At 59.5% G+C, this 15,277-nt stretch carries 12 protein-coding genes; 10 read left to right on the top strand and 2 right to left on the bottom strand.

Annotation, left to right across the window (positions count from 1 at the left end):
- Window positions 1-66 precede the first annotated feature (66 nt).
- Window positions 67-1,740, bottom strand: a complete 1,674-nt coding sequence (gene recN / locus AC56DI_RS06750) for a DNA repair protein RecN (protein ID WP_496345468.1) — start codon at window positions 1,738-1,740, stop codon at window positions 67-69.
- A gap of 153 nt (window positions 1,741-1,893) precedes the next feature.
- Here recN and grpE point away from each other — a divergent pair, with 153 nt between their 5' ends.
- The 8 genes from grpE (at window position 1,894) to AC56DI_RS06790 (ending at window position 12,130) form a co-directional block, all read left to right on the top strand.
- Window positions 1,894-2,457 carry a nucleotide exchange factor GrpE gene (grpE, locus tag AC56DI_RS06755; protein ID WP_496345469.1) on the top strand — a complete coding sequence of 188 codons (564 nt, stop codon included), beginning with the start codon at window positions 1,894-1,896 and terminating at the stop codon, window positions 2,455-2,457.
- Between the two features lie 100 nt (window positions 2,458-2,557).
- Window positions 2,558-4,474, top strand: coding sequence for a molecular chaperone DnaK (dnaK, locus tag AC56DI_RS06760; protein WP_496345470.1), 1,917 nt, complete (start codon window positions 2,558-2,560; stop codon window positions 4,472-4,474).
- A 167-nt stretch (window positions 4,475-4,641) separates the two neighbouring features.
- Window positions 4,642-5,760 (top strand): molecular chaperone DnaJ, encoded by a 1,119-nt coding sequence (gene dnaJ, locus AC56DI_RS06765; RefSeq protein WP_496345471.1) that lies wholly within the window; start codon window positions 4,642-4,644, stop codon window positions 5,758-5,760.
- Between the two features lie 85 nt (window positions 5,761-5,845).
- Window positions 5,846-6,649, top strand: coding sequence for a 4-hydroxy-tetrahydrodipicolinate reductase (dapB, locus tag AC56DI_RS06770; protein ID WP_324519880.1), 804 nt, complete (start codon window positions 5,846-5,848; stop codon window positions 6,647-6,649).
- Window positions 6,650-6,832: 183 nt separating this feature from the next.
- Window positions 6,833-7,969 (top strand): glutamine-hydrolyzing carbamoyl-phosphate synthase small subunit, encoded by a 1,137-nt coding sequence (gene carA / locus AC56DI_RS06775; RefSeq protein WP_324519879.1) that lies wholly within the window; start codon window positions 6,833-6,835, stop codon window positions 7,967-7,969.
- Window positions 7,970-8,005: 36 nt separating this feature from the next.
- Complete coding sequence (gene carB, locus AC56DI_RS06780; protein ID WP_324519878.1) at window positions 8,006-11,227, top strand: carbamoyl-phosphate synthase large subunit; 3,222 nt, start codon at window positions 8,006-8,008, stop codon at window positions 11,225-11,227.
- Window positions 11,224-11,700: a transcription elongation factor GreA gene (gene greA / locus AC56DI_RS06785; RefSeq protein WP_324519877.1), complete on the top strand. Its 477-nt coding sequence runs from the start codon at window positions 11,224-11,226 to the stop codon at window positions 11,698-11,700. Before carB ends, greA begins: the two co-directional genes overlap by 4 nt.
- A gap of 10 nt (window positions 11,701-11,710) precedes the next feature.
- Window positions 11,711-12,130 carry a DUF4149 domain-containing protein gene (locus AC56DI_RS06790; RefSeq protein ID WP_496345820.1) on the top strand — a complete coding sequence of 140 codons (420 nt, stop codon included), beginning with the start codon at window positions 11,711-11,713 and terminating at the stop codon, window positions 12,128-12,130.
- 13 nt (window positions 12,131-12,143) lie between these two features.
- On the opposite strand, the gene AC56DI_RS06795 is transcribed toward AC56DI_RS06790, so the two are convergent.
- Complete coding sequence (locus AC56DI_RS06795) at window positions 12,144-12,455, bottom strand: YhbY family RNA-binding protein (RefSeq protein ID WP_324519876.1); 312 nt, start codon at window positions 12,453-12,455, stop codon at window positions 12,144-12,146.
- A gap of 103 nt (window positions 12,456-12,558) precedes the next feature.
- Between AC56DI_RS06795 and rlmE the strand changes: the two genes are divergently transcribed.
- Together rlmE and ftsH are read left to right on the top strand one after the other, a co-directional pair.
- Window positions 12,559-13,185: a 23S rRNA (uridine(2552)-2'-O)-methyltransferase RlmE gene (gene rlmE / locus AC56DI_RS06800; protein WP_496345472.1), complete on the top strand. Its 627-nt coding sequence runs from the start codon at window positions 12,559-12,561 to the stop codon at window positions 13,183-13,185.
- 171 nt (window positions 13,186-13,356) lie between these two features.
- Window positions 13,357-15,273, top strand: a complete 1,917-nt coding sequence (gene ftsH, locus AC56DI_RS06805; RefSeq protein ID WP_324519874.1) for an ATP-dependent zinc metalloprotease FtsH — start codon at window positions 13,357-13,359, stop codon at window positions 15,271-15,273.
- The last annotated feature ends 4 nt before the right edge of the window (window positions 15,274-15,277 follow it).

Below are 15,277 nucleotides of genomic sequence, written 5' to 3' on the forward strand. Positions count from 1 at the left end.
CGCTGGTGTAATGGCAAAAAGGCGACCTCAGGGTCGCCTTTTTGCATTCTGGGTTCGCGGCGGCGTTTAGCTTTGTGCCGTGCTCACCATCTTGCGGGCATGGGCCAGGGATTCGCTGGTGAGATCGACGCCGCCAAGCATGCGGGCGATTTCCTCAATGCGGTCGCTGTCTTGCAGATGGGCTACGGCGGTGCGGGTGGCATCGCTGCCACGGGCTTTGTGCACGAACAGGTGGTGATGGCCCTGGGCGGCCACTTGCGGCAAGTGGGTGACGGTCAAGACCTGGCCGCGTTCACCCAGTCGGCGCAATAGCTGGCCAACCACTTCGGCGGTGGGGCCACCGATGCCAACGTCGACTTCGTCGAATACCAGGGTCGGCACCCGCGATGTCTGCGCGGTGATGACCTGAATTGCCAGGCTGATGCGTGACAGTTCGCCGCCTGAGGCCACCTTGGCCAAGGGTTTGAGCGGCTGGCCGGGGTTGGCGCTGACCAGTAATTCCACCTGCTCTTGCCCGTGGGGGTGGGGTTCGGCGTGAGCAGTTGCCCGCAGTTCGATAGTGAAGCGCCCGCCAGGCATGCCCAGGCGCTGGATTTCGCCTTCTACGGCGGTGGCCAACTGGCTGGCAGCGTCTTGACGCAGTTGGCTGAGTTCGGCGGCCTTGTCCTGATAGTGGCGGGCGTAAGCAGCCAGCTCACTGCTCAGGCGCTCGCAAGCCTGGTCGTCGGCATTCAGGCTTTCCAGTTCATCAAACAGTTGCTGTTGCAGGGCGCCGAGTTCGCTGGGCTGGATACGGTGTTTGCGGGCCAGGGTGTAGATGCTGTCCAGGCGCTCTTCCAGTTGTTGCTGGCGGGCTGGGTCGGCGTCGAAATGGTCGAGAAAGCGGTTCAGCTCGCCAACGGCTTCCTCGACCTGAATTTGGGCGCTGGCCAGCAGGTTTACGGCTTCGCTAAGGGCGCCAGGTGGGCTGTTGAATGGGCTCAGGCGCTGCAGGCTGGACGTCAGGGCGGACAGCACGTTGCCGCCGTCGTGCTCGCTGCATTGCTCCAGTACCAGGCGGCAGGCGCTGAGCAGGCTTTCTGCGTTGGCCAGGGCTTTGTGGTCTTGCTCCAGTTGCGGCAGCTCATTGTCGCCGAGGGCCAGATTGTCGAGTTCCTCAAGCTGGTAGCTGAGCAACTGATGACGCGCGCGTTGTTCGTCGCCGGCATTGGCCAGGCGCTCCAGCTCCTGACGGGTCTGGCGCCAGCGTTGGGCGGCCAGTTGCACCTGGCGCGCCAGCTCCTGGCTGCCGGCATATTCATCCAGCAGGCGGCGGTGGGTGTCAGGTTTAAGCAGGGATTGGTGTTCGTGCTGGTTGTGGATGTCGATCAGCAGTTCGCCAAGGGCCTTGAGGTCGCCTTGGGGGCAGGGCGAGCCGTTGATGTAGCTGCGCGAACGGCCTTCGGTGGTGATCACCCGGCGCAGGATGCACGGGCCGTCGTTGTCTAGGTCGCGCTCGCTCAGCCACTGGCGGGCTTCGGGGATGGCGGCCAGGTCGAAGCTGGCGAGAATGTCGGCCTTGTCGGCGCCTGGGCGCACCACGCCGCTGTCGGCACGATCGCCCAGGGCCAAGCCTAGGGCGTCGAGCATGATCGATTTGCCGGCGCCGGTTTCGCCGGTTATCACCGACATGCCGGCGTTCAGCTCGAGGTCGAGGTGTTCGACGATGGCGTAGTTGTGAACAGAAAGATGTACCAGCATGGTGGGCGCTCCCAGGCCTGTGTCTGGTTATTTATACAGTGTTTTGTTTGCGCCTGACAATCCTTGCTCGCCCTTGAAGCTGCAAAATCTGTCCCCATATAGAAGGCAGAAGTGCGAGCGCTGACTCGCCATTGTTTATCACAGGAGGAACGCATGGCTGACGAACAGAACCTGGATCCGCAGGCCTTTGAGGCGAATGTTGCTGAGGCAGCGGGTGATGACCTGGTGGCGCGCGTGCACGCCCTTGAGGAGCAGCTGGCAGCGGCCCAGGATCAAGCCCTGCGCGTGTTGGCTGATATGCAGAACGTGCGTCGCCGTGCCGAGCAGGACGTTGAAAAGGCGCACAAGTTCGCCCTGGAAAAATTCGCCAGCGATCTGTTGCCGGTTGTCGACAGCCTGGAGCGTGGCATTGAACTGACCAGCGCGGACGATGAGGCGATCAAGCCGGTGCGCGAAGGCATGGAGCTGACCCTTAAGCTGCTGCAGGACACCTTCCGCCGTTTCAGCATCGAGGCGCTTGATCCACACGGCGCACCGTTTAATGCCGAGCATCATCAGGCTATGGCGCTGCAGGAAAGTCCACATGTTGAGCCGAACAGCGTGCTCAAAGTGTTCCAGAAAGGCTATCTGCTGAGCGGTCGTCTGTTGCGCCCGGCCATGGTTGTGGTCAGCAAGGCTCCGACTGAGGCGCCACCGTCGATTGATGAGCAGGCTTGAAATTCGCCAGCCGGCCCCCATCTATTAGTACAAGCGATTAAGTGCTGCCGCGATCGGTAAACCCGAGTCGCGGAAATTCAAAATTTTGGGAGAGTTAAGAATGGGCAAAATTATTGGTATCGACCTGGGGACTACCAACTCCTGCGTCTCGGTTCTGGAAAACGGCGTCGCTAAAGTTATCGAGAACGCCGAAGGTGCACGCACCACTCCGTCGATCATTGCGTATGCCAACGACGGCGAAATTCTGGTTGGCCAGTCGGCCAAGCGTCAGGCTGTAACCAATCCGCACAACACCCTGTACGCGGTGAAGCGTCTGATTGGCCGCCGTTTTGAAGAAAGCGTTGTACAGAAAGACATCGAAATGGTGCCGTACAAGATCGTCAAGGCTGACAACGGTGACGCCTGGGTAGCGGTCAATGATCAGAAAATGGCCCCGCCACAAATTTCGGCTGAAATTCTGAAGAAGATGAAGAAAACCGCCGAAGACTACCTCGGCGAGCCAGTGACCGAAGCGGTGATTACCGTGCCGGCCTACTTCAACGACAGCCAGCGTCAGGCCACCAAAGACGCCGGCCGCATTGCCGGTCTGGACGTTAAGCGCATCATCAACGAGCCGACTGCGGCTGCGCTGGCTTACGGTATGGACAAGGCCAAAGGCGACCACACTGTGATCGTTTATGACCTGGGTGGCGGTACTTTCGACGTGTCGGTGATCGAGATCGCTGAAGTCGATGGCGAGCACCAGTTCGAAGTGTTGGCCACCAACGGCGACACCTTCCTCGGTGGTGAAGACTTCGACATTCGTCTGATCGACTACCTTGTCGACGAGTTCAAGAAAGAAAGCGGCATGAACCTCAAGGGTGATCCGCTGGCCATGCAGCGCCTGAAAGAAGCCGCTGAAAAAGCCAAGATTGAGCTGTCTTCGAGCCAGCAGACCGACGTCAACCTGCCGTACATCACTGCAGATGCCACCGGTCCTAAGCACTTGAACGTGAAAATCTCCCGCGCCAAGCTGGAGTCGCTGGTTGAAGACCTGGTGCAGCGCACCATCGAGCCTTGCCGTATCGCGTTGAAAGACGCCGGTATCGACGTTGGCGCGATCAACGACGTGATTCTGGTCGGTGGCCAGACTCGTATGCCGTTGGTGCAGAAGCTGGTAACCGATTTCTTCGGTAAAGAGGCGCGTAAAGACGTTAACCCGGACGAAGCAGTGGCCATGGGTGCTGCTATCCAGGGCGCGGTATTGTCGGGTGATGTGAAAGACGTATTGCTGCTCGACGTTAGCCCGCTGACCCTGGGTATCGAAACCATGGGTGGTGTGATGACCGCGCTGATCGAGAAAAACACCACGATTCCGACCAAGAAATCGCAAGTGTTCTCGACTGCTGACGATAACCAAGGCGCCGTGACCATTCACGTGCTGCAGGGCGAGCGTAAGCAAGCCAGCGGCAACAAGTCCTTGGGTAAATTCGACCTGGCCGAGATTCCGCCGGCTCCGCGTGGCGTACCGCAGATCGAAGTAACCTTCGATATCGACGCCAACGGCATCCTGCATGTCGGCGCGAAAGACAAGGCGACCGGCAAGACCCAGTCGATCGTGATCAAGGCCAACTCCGGTCTGTCTGAGGAAGAAATTCAGCAGATGGTTCGTGATGCTGAAGTCAACGCTGAAGAAGATCGTAAGTTCGAAGAGCTGGCGACCGCACGCAACCAGGGCGACCAGTTGGTGCATGCCACTCGCAAGATGATCACTGAGGCTGGCGATAAGGCCACTGCCGATGAGAAAGCGGCCATCGAAACCGCATTGAGTGCCCTGGAAGTAGCCGTTAAAGGCGACGACAAGGCTGAAATCGAAGCGAAGATGAGCGCTCTGTCGGAAGCGACAACACCGCTGGCGCAGAAAATGTACGCCGAGCAGCCACAGCAAGCCGGTGGTGCCGCTCAGGGTGCAGAAGAAGCAGCGGGCGCGGACGACGTGGTTGATGCCGAGTTCGAAGAAGTCAAAGACAACAAGTAAGCCTTAGCTGGTGACCCACAGGGATGTGGGTAATACGGCAGGCCGCCTGGAGCGGCTGCTGCCTTGAGCGGCTTTTTAGGTCAAGGACATTAGCTGGATTCGCCGCGCGGGAGCTTGCTCCCGCGTTGGCGTGTCTGGGGTAGACGATTTAAGAGTGCGAAAAACTTATGGCCAAGCGTGATTTTTATGAAGTTCTGGGTGTCGAGCGCGGCGCCAGCGAGGCGGAGCTGAAGAAGGCCTATCGCCGCCTGGCAATGAAGCATCACCCGGACCGCAATCCCGACGATAAAGCGTCGGAAGAGAAGTTCAAAGAGGCCAATGAGGCCTACGAAGTATTGTCCGATGCCAGCAAGCGTGCGGCTTACGATCAGTACGGTCATGCCGGTGTCGACCCGCAAATGGGTGGCGGCGGCGGTGGCGGGGCGAACTTCTCCGACATTTTTGGCGACGTGTTCAGTGACTTCTTTGGTGGTCAGCGCGGCGGTCAGCGTGGCGGTGCCCAGCGTGGCAGCGACCTGCGTTACACCCTGGAGCTGGATCTGGAAGAGGCAGTGCGTGGCACTACGGTGACCATTCGCGTGCCGACCCTGGTCAATTGCAAGCCGTGCGATGGCTCGGGTGCCAAGAAGGGCACCAGTCCGGTGACCTGTACCACCTGTGGTGGTATCGGCCAGGTGCGTATGCAGCAGGGCTTCTTTTCGGTGCAGCAGACCTGCCCGCGTTGCCACGGCAGCGGCAAGATGATTTCCGATCCGTGCACCAGCTGTCATGGCCAAGGCCGTGTCGAAGAGCAGAAGACCCTGTCGGTCAAGGTGCCGCCAGGCGTCGACACCGGCGACCGCATTCGTCTGACCGGCGAAGGCGAGGCGGGCACGTTGGGTGGGCCGGCAGGCGACCTGTATGTGGTGGTCAATGTGCGCGAGCACGCGATCTTCCAGCGTGACGGCAAGCACCTGTATTGCGACGTGCCGATCAGCTTTGCCGATGCAGCCTTGGGTGGCGAGCTGGAAGTGCCGACGCTGGATGGTCGGGTCAAGTTGAAAATTCCGGAAGGCACGCAAACCGGCAAGCTGTTCCGTTTGCGTGGCAAAGGCGTGGCGCCAGTGCGCGGCGGTGGTGCGGGCGACCTGATGTGTCGGGTGGCCGTGGAAACACCAGTGCACCTGGACAAGCGCCAGCGCGAATTGCTGGAAGAGTTCCGTCAGTCGCTGGCTGGCGATAGCTCGCACTCGCCGAAGGCCAATGGCTGGTTTGAGGGTGTGAAGCGTTTCTTCGGCGATTTGTAATTCGCAGCTGTGGGTTGCGGGTGGTGGGTCACGGCCTGCCACCCGGAGCGTGCGGCGTTAAGCCTTGGGCTTGGAGCTGAGAGTTATGCAACGTATTGCAGTGATGGGCGCCGCTGGGCGCATGGGCAAAACCCTGATCGAAGCGGTGCAGCAGGCCGCGGATGCGAGCTTGAGCGCGGCGATTGATCGTCCGGACAGCACCCTGGTGGGCGCTGATGTGGGTGAGTTGGCAGGCGTCGGTCGCCTGGGCTTGACCCTCGCGGGTGATCTGCAGGCTGTGGTCGAGCAGTTCGATGTGTTGATCGACTTTACCCATCCGTCAGTCACCCTGAAAAACCTTGAAGTCTGTCGCCAGGCGGGCAAGGCCATGGTAATTGGCACGACCGGTTTTTCCGTGGCTGAAAAGCTGCTGCTGGAGCAGGCTGCCAAGGACATTCCGATTGTGTTTGCCGCCAACTACAGCGTCGGCGTCAACCTGTGCCTGAAGCTGCTCGATACCGCCGCGCGAGTGCTGGGCGATGAGGTCGATATCGAAATCATCGAAGCGCACCACCGGCACAAGGTTGATGCGCCATCCGGTACGGCGCTGCGCATGGGTGAAGTGGTGGCCAATGCCTTGGGGCGCGATCTGCAAAAAGTGGCGGTGTATGGCCGTGAAGGCCAGACCGGTGCCCGCGAGCGCGAGACCATTGGCTTTGCCACGGTGCGTGCTGGCGATGTGGTCGGTGACCATACCGTGCTGTTTGCTGCGGATGGCGAGCGGGTGGAAATCACCCATAAAGCTTCCAGTCGGATGACCTTTGCCAAAGGCGCGGTGCGCTCGGCCTTGTGGTTGGATGGGCGTGCGGCGGGCCTCTACGACATGCAGGATGTGCTGGGTTTGCGCTGAGTCACTGAACTTGCTTGTCTTTGGGTTGGACCGCGAGAGGGCTTTCCTGTAAGCTACAGCTTTAGTATGTCCACTAAAAGTTACGCAGAATGAATCAGATAAAGAAGCGGGGTGACGGTTGGTACGTCATCCCGCTTTTTTACAATCTGCGTTTGCTTCACGCTTTGATCGACGGAGGTTTTCTTGAGTAAGCCAGCCATTCTCGCCCTTGCTGATGGCAGCATTTTTCGCGGCGAATCCATTGGAGCTGACGGGCAAACCGTTGGTGAAGTGGTGTTTAACACCGCAATGACCGGCTATCAGGAAATCCTCACCGATCCTTCCTATGCCCAGCAAATCGTCACCCTGACCTACCCGCACATCGGCAACACCGGCACTACGCCGGAAGATGCCGAGTCCAACCGCGTCTGGGCCGCCGGCCTGATCATTCGTGATCTGCCGCTGATTGCCAGCAACTGGCGTAACAAACAGCCACTGGACGAGTACCTGAAAGAGCACGGTACTGTGGCGATCGCCGGTCTCGATACCCGTCGCCTGACCCGCATCCTGCGTGAGAAAGGCGCACAGAATGGCTGCATTCTGGTCGGTGCGGATGCCACTGAAGAGAAAGCACTGGAACTGGCGCGCAGCTTCCCAGGCCTGAAAGGCATGGATCTGGCCAAAGTCGTCAGCTCCACTGAGCGCTACGAGTGGCGCTCCAGTGTCTGGAACCTGCAGACCGACAGCCATCCGGAAATTGCTGCCAGCGAACTGCCGTACCACGTGGTCGCCTACGATTTCGGCGTCAAGCTGAACATCCTGCGCATGCTGGTGGATCGCGGCTGCCGCCTGACCGTGGTGCCGGCACAAACCCCGGCCAGTGACGTGCTGGCGCTGAACCCGGATGGTGTGTTCCTGTCCAACGGCCCTGGCGACCCTGAACCGTGCGACTACGCGATTCAGGCGATCAAGGACGTGCTGGAAACCGATATTCCGGTATTCGGTATCTGCCTCGGTCACCAGTTGCTGGCCCTGGCCTCCGGCGCCAAGACCGTGAAAATGGGTCATGGTCACCACGGTGCCAACCACCCGGTGCAAGACCTGAAAACCAGTGTGGTGATGATCACCAGCCAGAACCACGGTTTCGCCGTGGAAGAAAGCAGCCTGCCAGCCAATCTGCGCGCCACCCACAAGTCGCTGTTCGACGGGACCCTGCAGGGTATCGAGCGCACCGACAAGGACGCGTTCAGCTTCCAGGGTCACCCGGAAGCCAGCCCGGGGCCGATGGATGTCGCGCCGCTGTTCGATCGTTTTATCGAAGCCATGGCCAAGCGCCGTTAAGCCCGCCGACTGACCAAAGGATTCGAGAGTAAGCACATGCCAAAACGTACAGACATTAAAAGTATCCTGATCCTCGGCGCCGGCCCTATCGTTATCGGCCAGGCCTGCGAATTCGACTACTCCGGCGCCCAGGCTTGTAAAGCCCTGCGCGAAGAGGGTTACCGGGTCATCCTGGTGAACTCCAATCCGGCCACCATCATGACCGACCCGGCCATGGCGGACGCCACCTACATCGAGCCGATCAAGTGGTCCACCGTGGCCAAGATCATCGAGAAGGAGCGCCCGGACGCGCTGCTGCCGACCATGGGCGGCCAGACGGCGCTGAACTGCGCACTGGACCTGGAGCGCCACGGCATTCTGGAAAAGTTCGGCGTGGAAATGATCGGCGCCAACGCCGACACCATCGACAAGGCTGAAGATCGCTCGCGCTTCGACAAGGCGATGAAAGACATCGGTCTGGCGTGCCCGGTTTCCGGTATCGCCCACGACATGGAAGAAGCCTACGGCGTACTCGAAAAAGTCGGCTTCCCGTGCATCATTCGTCCGTCTTTCACCATGGGCGGCACCGGCGGCGGCATCGCTTACAACCGTGAAGAGTTCGAAGAGATCTGCGCCCGCGGTCTGGACCTGTCGCCGACCAATGAGCTGCTGATCGACGAATCCCTGATCGGCTGGAAGGAATACGAGATGGAGGTCGTTCGAGACAAGAACGACAACTGCATCATCGTTTGCGCCATCGAAAACTTCGACCCGATGGGCGTGCACACCGGTGACTCGATCACCGTGGCCCCTGCGCAAACCCTGACCGACAAGGAATACCAGATCCTGCGTAACGCCTCCCTGGCGGTATTGCGCGAGATCGGCGTGGAAACCGGCGGCTCCAACGTGCAGTTTGGTATCTGCCCGGAAACCGGCCGCATGGTCGTGATCGAGATGAACCCGCGCGTGTCGCGTTCCTCGGCACTGGCCTCCAAAGCCACCGGTTTCCCGATCGCTAAGATCGCCGCCAAGCTGGCCGTGGGTTACACCCTCGACGAGCTGCAGAACGACATCACTGGCGGCCGTACGCCAGCGTCCTTCGAGCCGGCCATCGACTACGTGGTGACCAAGCTGCCGCGTTTTGCCTTTGAGAAATTCCCCAAGGCCGATGCGCGCCTGACCACCCAGATGAAATCTGTGGGTGAAGTGATGGCCATCGGCCGTACCTTCCAGGAATCGCTGCAGAAAGCCCTGCGCGGTCTGGAAGTGGGCGTTAACGGCTTCGACCCGAAGGTCGAGCCGAGCAACCCTGAGGCCGCCAGCATCATCAAGCGCGAGCTGACCGTGCCGGGCGCCGAGCGCATCTGGTATGTGGCTGATGCATTCCGTTCCGGCATGAGCTGCGACGATATCTACGCCCTGACCAAGATCGACCACTGGTTCCTGGTGCAGATCGAAGACCTGATCAAAGACGAAGAGCACATCAAGACCCTGGGTCTGGCGTCGATCGATCACGACCTGATGCGCAAGCTCAAGCGCAAGGGCTTCTCCGACGCGCGCCTGGCCAAGCTGCTGGGTGTGACCGAGAAGAACCTGCGTAACCAGCGCCACAAGCTGAAAGTGCTGCCGGTCTACAAGCGCGTTGACACCTGCGCCGCCGAGTTCGCTACTGACACCGCTTACCTGTACTCGACCTACGAGGAAGAGTGCGAGGCCAATCCGTCGACCCGCGACAAGATCATGATCCTCGGTGGCGGGCCAAACCGTATCGGCCAGGGCATCGAGTTCGACTACTGCTGCGTGCACGCGGCACTGGCGATGCGTGAAGACGGTTACGAGACCATCATGGTCAACTGCAACCCGGAAACCGTATCGACCGACTACGACACCTCCGATCGCCTGTACTTCGAGCCAGTAACCCTGGAAGACGTGCTGGAAATCGTTCGTGTCGAGCAGCCTAAGGGCGTCATCGTCCAGTACGGCGGCCAGACCCCGCTGAAACTGGCCCGTGCCTTGGAAGAGGCCGGCGTGCCAATCATCGGTACCTCGCCTGACGCCATCGACCGCGCCGAAGACCGCGAGCGCTTCCAGCAGATGGTGCAGCGCCTCAACCTGCGTCAGCCGGCCAACGTCACTGCTCGCAGTGAAGACGAAGCCCTGGCGGCCTCCAAGGCCATCGGCTACCCGCTGGTGGTGCGTCCATCCTACGTGTTGGGTGGTCGGGCGATGGAAATCGTCTACGAGGAAGAAGAGCTGCGTCGCTACATGCGTGAGGCTGTGAAGGTCTCCAACGACAGCCCGGTATTGCTGGATCACTTCCTCAACTGCGCCATCGAAGTGGACGTGGACGCGGTGTGCGATGGCGAGCAAGTGGTTATCGGCGCGATCATGCAGCACATCGAACAAGCGGGTGTGCACTCCGGTGACTCGGCGTGCTCGCTGCCGCCGTACTCGCTGCCGAAGCACATCCAGGACGAGATCCGCGACCAGGTCAAGAAAATGGCCCTGGAGCTCGGTGTGGTTGGTCTGATGAACGTGCAGATGGCCGTGCAGGGCGAGGACATCTACGTTATTGAAGTCAACCCGCGCGCTTCGCGTACCGTGCCGTTCGTCTCCAAGTGCATCGGTGAGTCGCTGGCCAAGATTGCTGCACGCGTAATGGCGGGCAAGACCCTGGCGGAAATCGGCTTCACCAAAGAAATCATCCCGCCGTTCTTCAGCGTTAAGGAAGCGGTGTTCCCGTTCGCCAAATTCCAGGGTGTGGACCCGATCCTCGGCCCAGAAATGAAGTCGACCGGTGAAGTGATGGGTGTTGGCGACAGCTTCGGCGAGGCGTTTGCCAAGGCTCAGCTGGGTGCCAGCGAGATTCTGCCGAACAGCGGTTGTGCCTTTATCAGCGTGCGCGATGACGACAAGCCACTGGTGGCTGATTTGGCGCGTGAGCTGGTTAATCTTGGCTTCGAAGTGGTGGCGACTGCCGGCACTGCGAAGATGATCGAGGCCGCTGGCTTGCCAGTGCGTCGCGTGAACAAGGTCACCGAAGGGCGTCCGCACGTGGTCGACATGATCAAGAATGACGAAGTCACCTTGATCATCAATACCACTGAAGGCCGTCAGTCGATTGCTGACTCTTACTCCATTCGTCGTAACGCTCTGCAGCACAAGATCTGTTGCACCACCACCTTGGCGGCGGGTTCGGCAATCTGTGAGGCGCTGAAGTTTGGTCCCGAGAAGACCGTGCGCCGGCTGCAGGATCTGCATGCAGGAATCAAGGGATGATCAAGTACCCAATGACTGTCCAGGGCGCCCGCGCCCTGGAAGAAGAGCTGCATCACCTGACCAAGGTGGTGCGCCCTAAACTCAGCCAGGACATCGGTACTGCGCGCGAGTTGGGTGACCTTAAAGAAAACGCCGAATACCACGCTGCTCGTGAGCAGCAGGGTATGGTTGAGGCGCGTGTGCGTGATATCGAAGGCCGTCTGCAGAACTCTGTGGTCATCGATGTCACCACCATTGCCCATACCGGCAAGGTGATTTTTGGCACCACCGTGGAAATCGCCAACGTCGAGACCGACGAAAGCGTGACCTACCACATCGTCGGTGAAGACGAGGCTGACTTTAAGCTCGGCAAGATCTCGGTTGGCTCACCCATCGCTCGCGCCCTGGTGGGCAAGAACGAAGGGGATGTGGTCACGGTGAAAACGCCGAGCGGCGTGGTCGAGTACGAGATCATTGAGGTTCGTCATCTCTAATACCGGCACTCTGCGCGCCGGCAGCATCAGTTGGCAGCTGGCTCAGACGTTCTGGGTCGGCGGCCTATGGTTGCTGCACTTCGTTGTGCTGCCGGCGTTGCCCAAAGTAGGGTTGGCGCCGCTGCTGGTCGATGAGGTGGCCGCGGTTTTATCGCCTTTGCTGGTGGGGTTTGCGGCCTTCTGTGCGCTGCTGCAGGGCGTAGTGCTGATGCAGGCGGAGGGTGCTGGCAGTCTCTGGCGCGACATGCGCGGGCAACTGCTGCTGACGGTGCAGGTGATGGCGGCCAGTTACCTGGGCGTGCATTACTGGTGGCCAGATGCGCTGCGTTGGTTGTCGTTCAGTTATCTGGTGTTGGCGTTGTGTGGTCTGCTGTTGGTACTGCAGCCAGTGCCAGGGATGAGCGGCAGGGCGAGCGGGGCTCGCCACTGAGCGTGGTGCGAGGTTAGAAGCTGTGTCGGCTAACGTTGGACAGCAGCTTGTTGGCCTTGGGATTTTTGCGGTAAATCAGTGCCATCTTGCCAATTACTTGTGCCAATTCGCTGTGCGAAGCCTTGCACAGTTCGTCGATAGCGGCGAGGCGAGCATCGCGTTCGGTGATGCGCAGCTGCACCTTGATCAGTTCGTGATCGCTGAGTGCGCGCTCCAGTTCGGCTAGCACGCCTTCGGTCAAACCATTGTCAGCCACTATCAATACCGGTTTCAGGTGGTGGCCAATAGATTTGAATTGTTTCTTCTGCTCTTGAGTGAGCGCCATAATCTGACCCCTGCGTCTGATCTTGTAAAAAGCGGCGGTCAGTTTACCCGAGCCACTCCGAACCCGCCCAGTTAATCACTGTCGTAAATTTTTGAGGTGCCCAGTGGCCCGCTCCAAGACTAGCCAGAACTGGCTGAGAGAACATTTCAACGATCCCTACGTGAAAATGGCGCAGAAGGATGGTTATCGCTCTCGTGCCAGCTACAAACTGCTGGAAATTCAAGAGAAGGATCGCATCCTGCGTCCGGGCAATACCGTGATCGATCTCGGCGCGGCCCCAGGTGGCTGGTCGCAGGTGACCAGTCGGGTGCTGGGGGATAAGGGGCGCCTGATCGCTTCGGATATTCTGGAGATGGACAGCATTCCGGATGTCACCTTTATCCAAGGCGACTTCACGGAGGAGTCGGTGCTGGCGCAGATTCTTGAGGCGGTCGGTAATCATCCGGTTGATCTTGTTATTTCCGACATGGCCCCCAATATGAGTGGTGTGAAGTTGGCCGATCAGGCGCGCGCGATGTACCTGTGCGAGCTGGCCCTTGATCTGGCTGGGCAGGTGTTGCGCCCGGGTGGTGATTTCCTGATCAAGATTTTCCAGGGCGAAGGCTTTGATGTGTACCACAAGCAGGTGCGCACGATGTTCGACAAGGTACAAATGCGTAAGCCCTTGTCGTCTCGTGACCGCTCCCGTGAGCAGTACCTGTTGGCCCGCGGATTTCGCGGCAACAACTAAGCGCTCGTGGCAGGCTCGCAGGCTGTGTGCGCTGGATGTTTCATAAAGGGTTACAGACGGCTTCTGCCAGAAGCGCGGCTTGTGTAGTAAGTTAGGCGGGTAAATAACCAGCCGTTATGCGAAGCACGGTCCAGCGCGCGGCCTGCTACAGAGGGTAGCTAATTGAACGATATGGCAAAAAATCTGATCTTGTGGTTGATCATCGCTGCCGTGCTGGTCACGGTGATGAACAATTTCTCCAGTCCTCCTGAGTCGCACAAACTCAATTATTCCGAGTTCATCCAGCAGGTACAGGAAGGCAAGGTCAAGGAAGTCACCGTCGATGGCTATCTGATCAGTGCCAAGAGTATCGATGGCAACACCTTCGATATCGTCCGTCCGGCGATTGCCGACAACGGCCTGATCAAGGATCTGATGGACAACAACGTCGCCATCGTCGGCAAGCAGCCAGAGCAGCAGAGCATCTGGACGCAACTGCTGGTGGCCAGCTTCCCGATTCTGGTAATGATCGCCGTGGTCATGTTCTTCATGCGCCAGATGCAAGGCGGTGCGGGCGGCAAAGGCGGTCCGATGAGCTTCGGCAAGAGCAAGGCGCGCCTGCTCTCAGAAGATCAGGTCAAGACTACGTTTGCTGACGTTGCCGGTTGCGATGAGGCCAAGGAAGAAGTCAGCGAGCTGGTTGAGTTCCTGCGTGATCCGGGCAAGTTTCAGCGCCTGGGTGGTCGCATCCCTCGTGGCGTACTGATGGTCGGCTCACCGGGTACCGGTAAGACTCTGCTGGCCAAAGCGGTGGCGGGTGAAGCCAAGGTGCCGTTCTTCACTATTTCCGGTTCTGATTTCGTCGAGATGTTCGTTGGTGTCGGCGCCAGCCGCGTGCGCGACATGTTCGAACAGGCCAAGAAGCATGCGCCGTGCATCATCTTCATCGACGAAATCGATGCGGTCGGTCGTCATCGTGGCGCCGGCATGGGTGGTGGTCACGACGAGCGCGAGCAGACCCTCAACCAGTTGCTGGTAGAGATGGACGGCTTCGAGATGAATGACGGCATCATCGTGATCGCCGCTACCAACCGTCCTGACGTGCTAGACCCTGCTTTGTTGCGCCCTGGTCGCTTCGACCGTCAGGTGGTGGTGGGCTTGCCCGATATCCGTGGTCGCGAGCAGATTCTGGCCGTGCACATGCGCAAGGTGCCGATGGGTGATGATGTTGAGCCGGCAGTGATTGCTCGCGGTACTCCTGGGTTCTCGGGCGCGGACCTGGCCAACCTGGTGAACGAAGCTTCTCTGTTCGCTGCGCGTGCGGGTAAGCGTGTGGTCGAGATGAAAGAATTCGAGCTGGCCAAAGACAAGATCATGATGGGTGCCGAGCGCAAATCCATGGTCATGTCAGATAAAGAGAAGCTTAATACGGCGTATCACGAGGCGGGTCACGCCATTGTTGGGCGCATCGTGCCTGAGCACGATCCGGTCTATAAGGTCTCCATCATTCCCCGTGGTCGCGCCTTGGGTGTGACCATGTTCCTGCCGGAAGAAGATCGCTACAGCCTCTCCAAGCGTGCGCTGACCAGCCAGATTTGCTCACTGTTTGGCGGGCGAATTGCTGAAGAAATGACCCTGGGCTTTGATGGCGTTACTACGGGTGCCTCCAACGACATCATGCGCGCCACGCAGTTGGCGAAGAACATGGTGACCAAGTGGGGGTTGTCGGAAAAGCTCGGTCCGCTGATGTATGCGGAGGAAGAGGGTGAAGTGTTCCTCGGTCGCAGCATGGGCAGTCAGCACAGCAATGTGTCGGCGGATACCGCCAAACTGATCGACTCGGAAGTGCGCAGCCTGATTGATCACTGCTACGGCACGGCCAAGCAGATCCTGGCAGATAACCGCGACAAGCTGGATCTCATGGCTGAAGCGTTGATGAAGTATGAAACCATCGACGCCGAGCAGATCGACGACATCATGAATGGTCGTCCCGCGCGCGAGCCGAAGGACTGGCAGGGTGGTTCGGGAAGCTCTTCCGGCAAGCCTGTTGTCGCGGAGTCGGCGGATCGTCCGGAAACGCCGATTGGCGGGCCGGCTGGCGAGCACTAAGGTC

This window comes from Pseudomonas sp. BGA-UO-ETr-WB11 (assembly GCF_059567785.1).

Excerpts from the sequence above, each read along its gene's own strand:
- carB (WP_324519878.1), top strand. The coding sequence starts at position 8,006 with ATGCCAAAACGTACAGACATTAAAAGTATCCTGATCCTCGGCGCCGGC.
- dnaJ (WP_496345471.1), top strand. The coding sequence starts at position 4,642 with ATGGCCAAGCGTGATTTTTATGAAGTTCTGGGTGTCGAGCGCGGCGCC.
- dnaK (WP_496345470.1), top strand. The coding sequence starts at position 2,558 with ATGGGCAAAATTATTGGTATCGACCTGGGGACTACCAACTCCTGCGTC.
- ftsH (WP_324519874.1), top strand. The coding sequence starts at position 13,357 with ATGGCAAAAAATCTGATCTTGTGGTTGATCATCGCTGCCGTGCTGGTC.
- grpE (WP_496345469.1), top strand. The coding sequence starts at position 1,894 with ATGGCTGACGAACAGAACCTGGATCCGCAGGCCTTTGAGGCGAATGTT.
- dapB (WP_324519880.1), top strand. The coding sequence starts at position 5,846 with ATGCAACGTATTGCAGTGATGGGCGCCGCTGGGCGCATGGGCAAAACC.
- AC56DI_RS06795 (WP_324519876.1), bottom strand. The coding sequence starts at position 12,455 with ATGGCGCTCACTCAAGAGCAGAAGAAACAATTCAAATCTATTGGCCAC.
- greA (WP_324519877.1), top strand. The coding sequence starts at position 11,224 with ATGATCAAGTACCCAATGACTGTCCAGGGCGCCCGCGCCCTGGAAGAA.
- recN (WP_496345468.1), bottom strand. The coding sequence starts at position 1,740 with ATGCTGGTACATCTTTCTGTTCACAACTACGCCATCGTCGAACACCTC.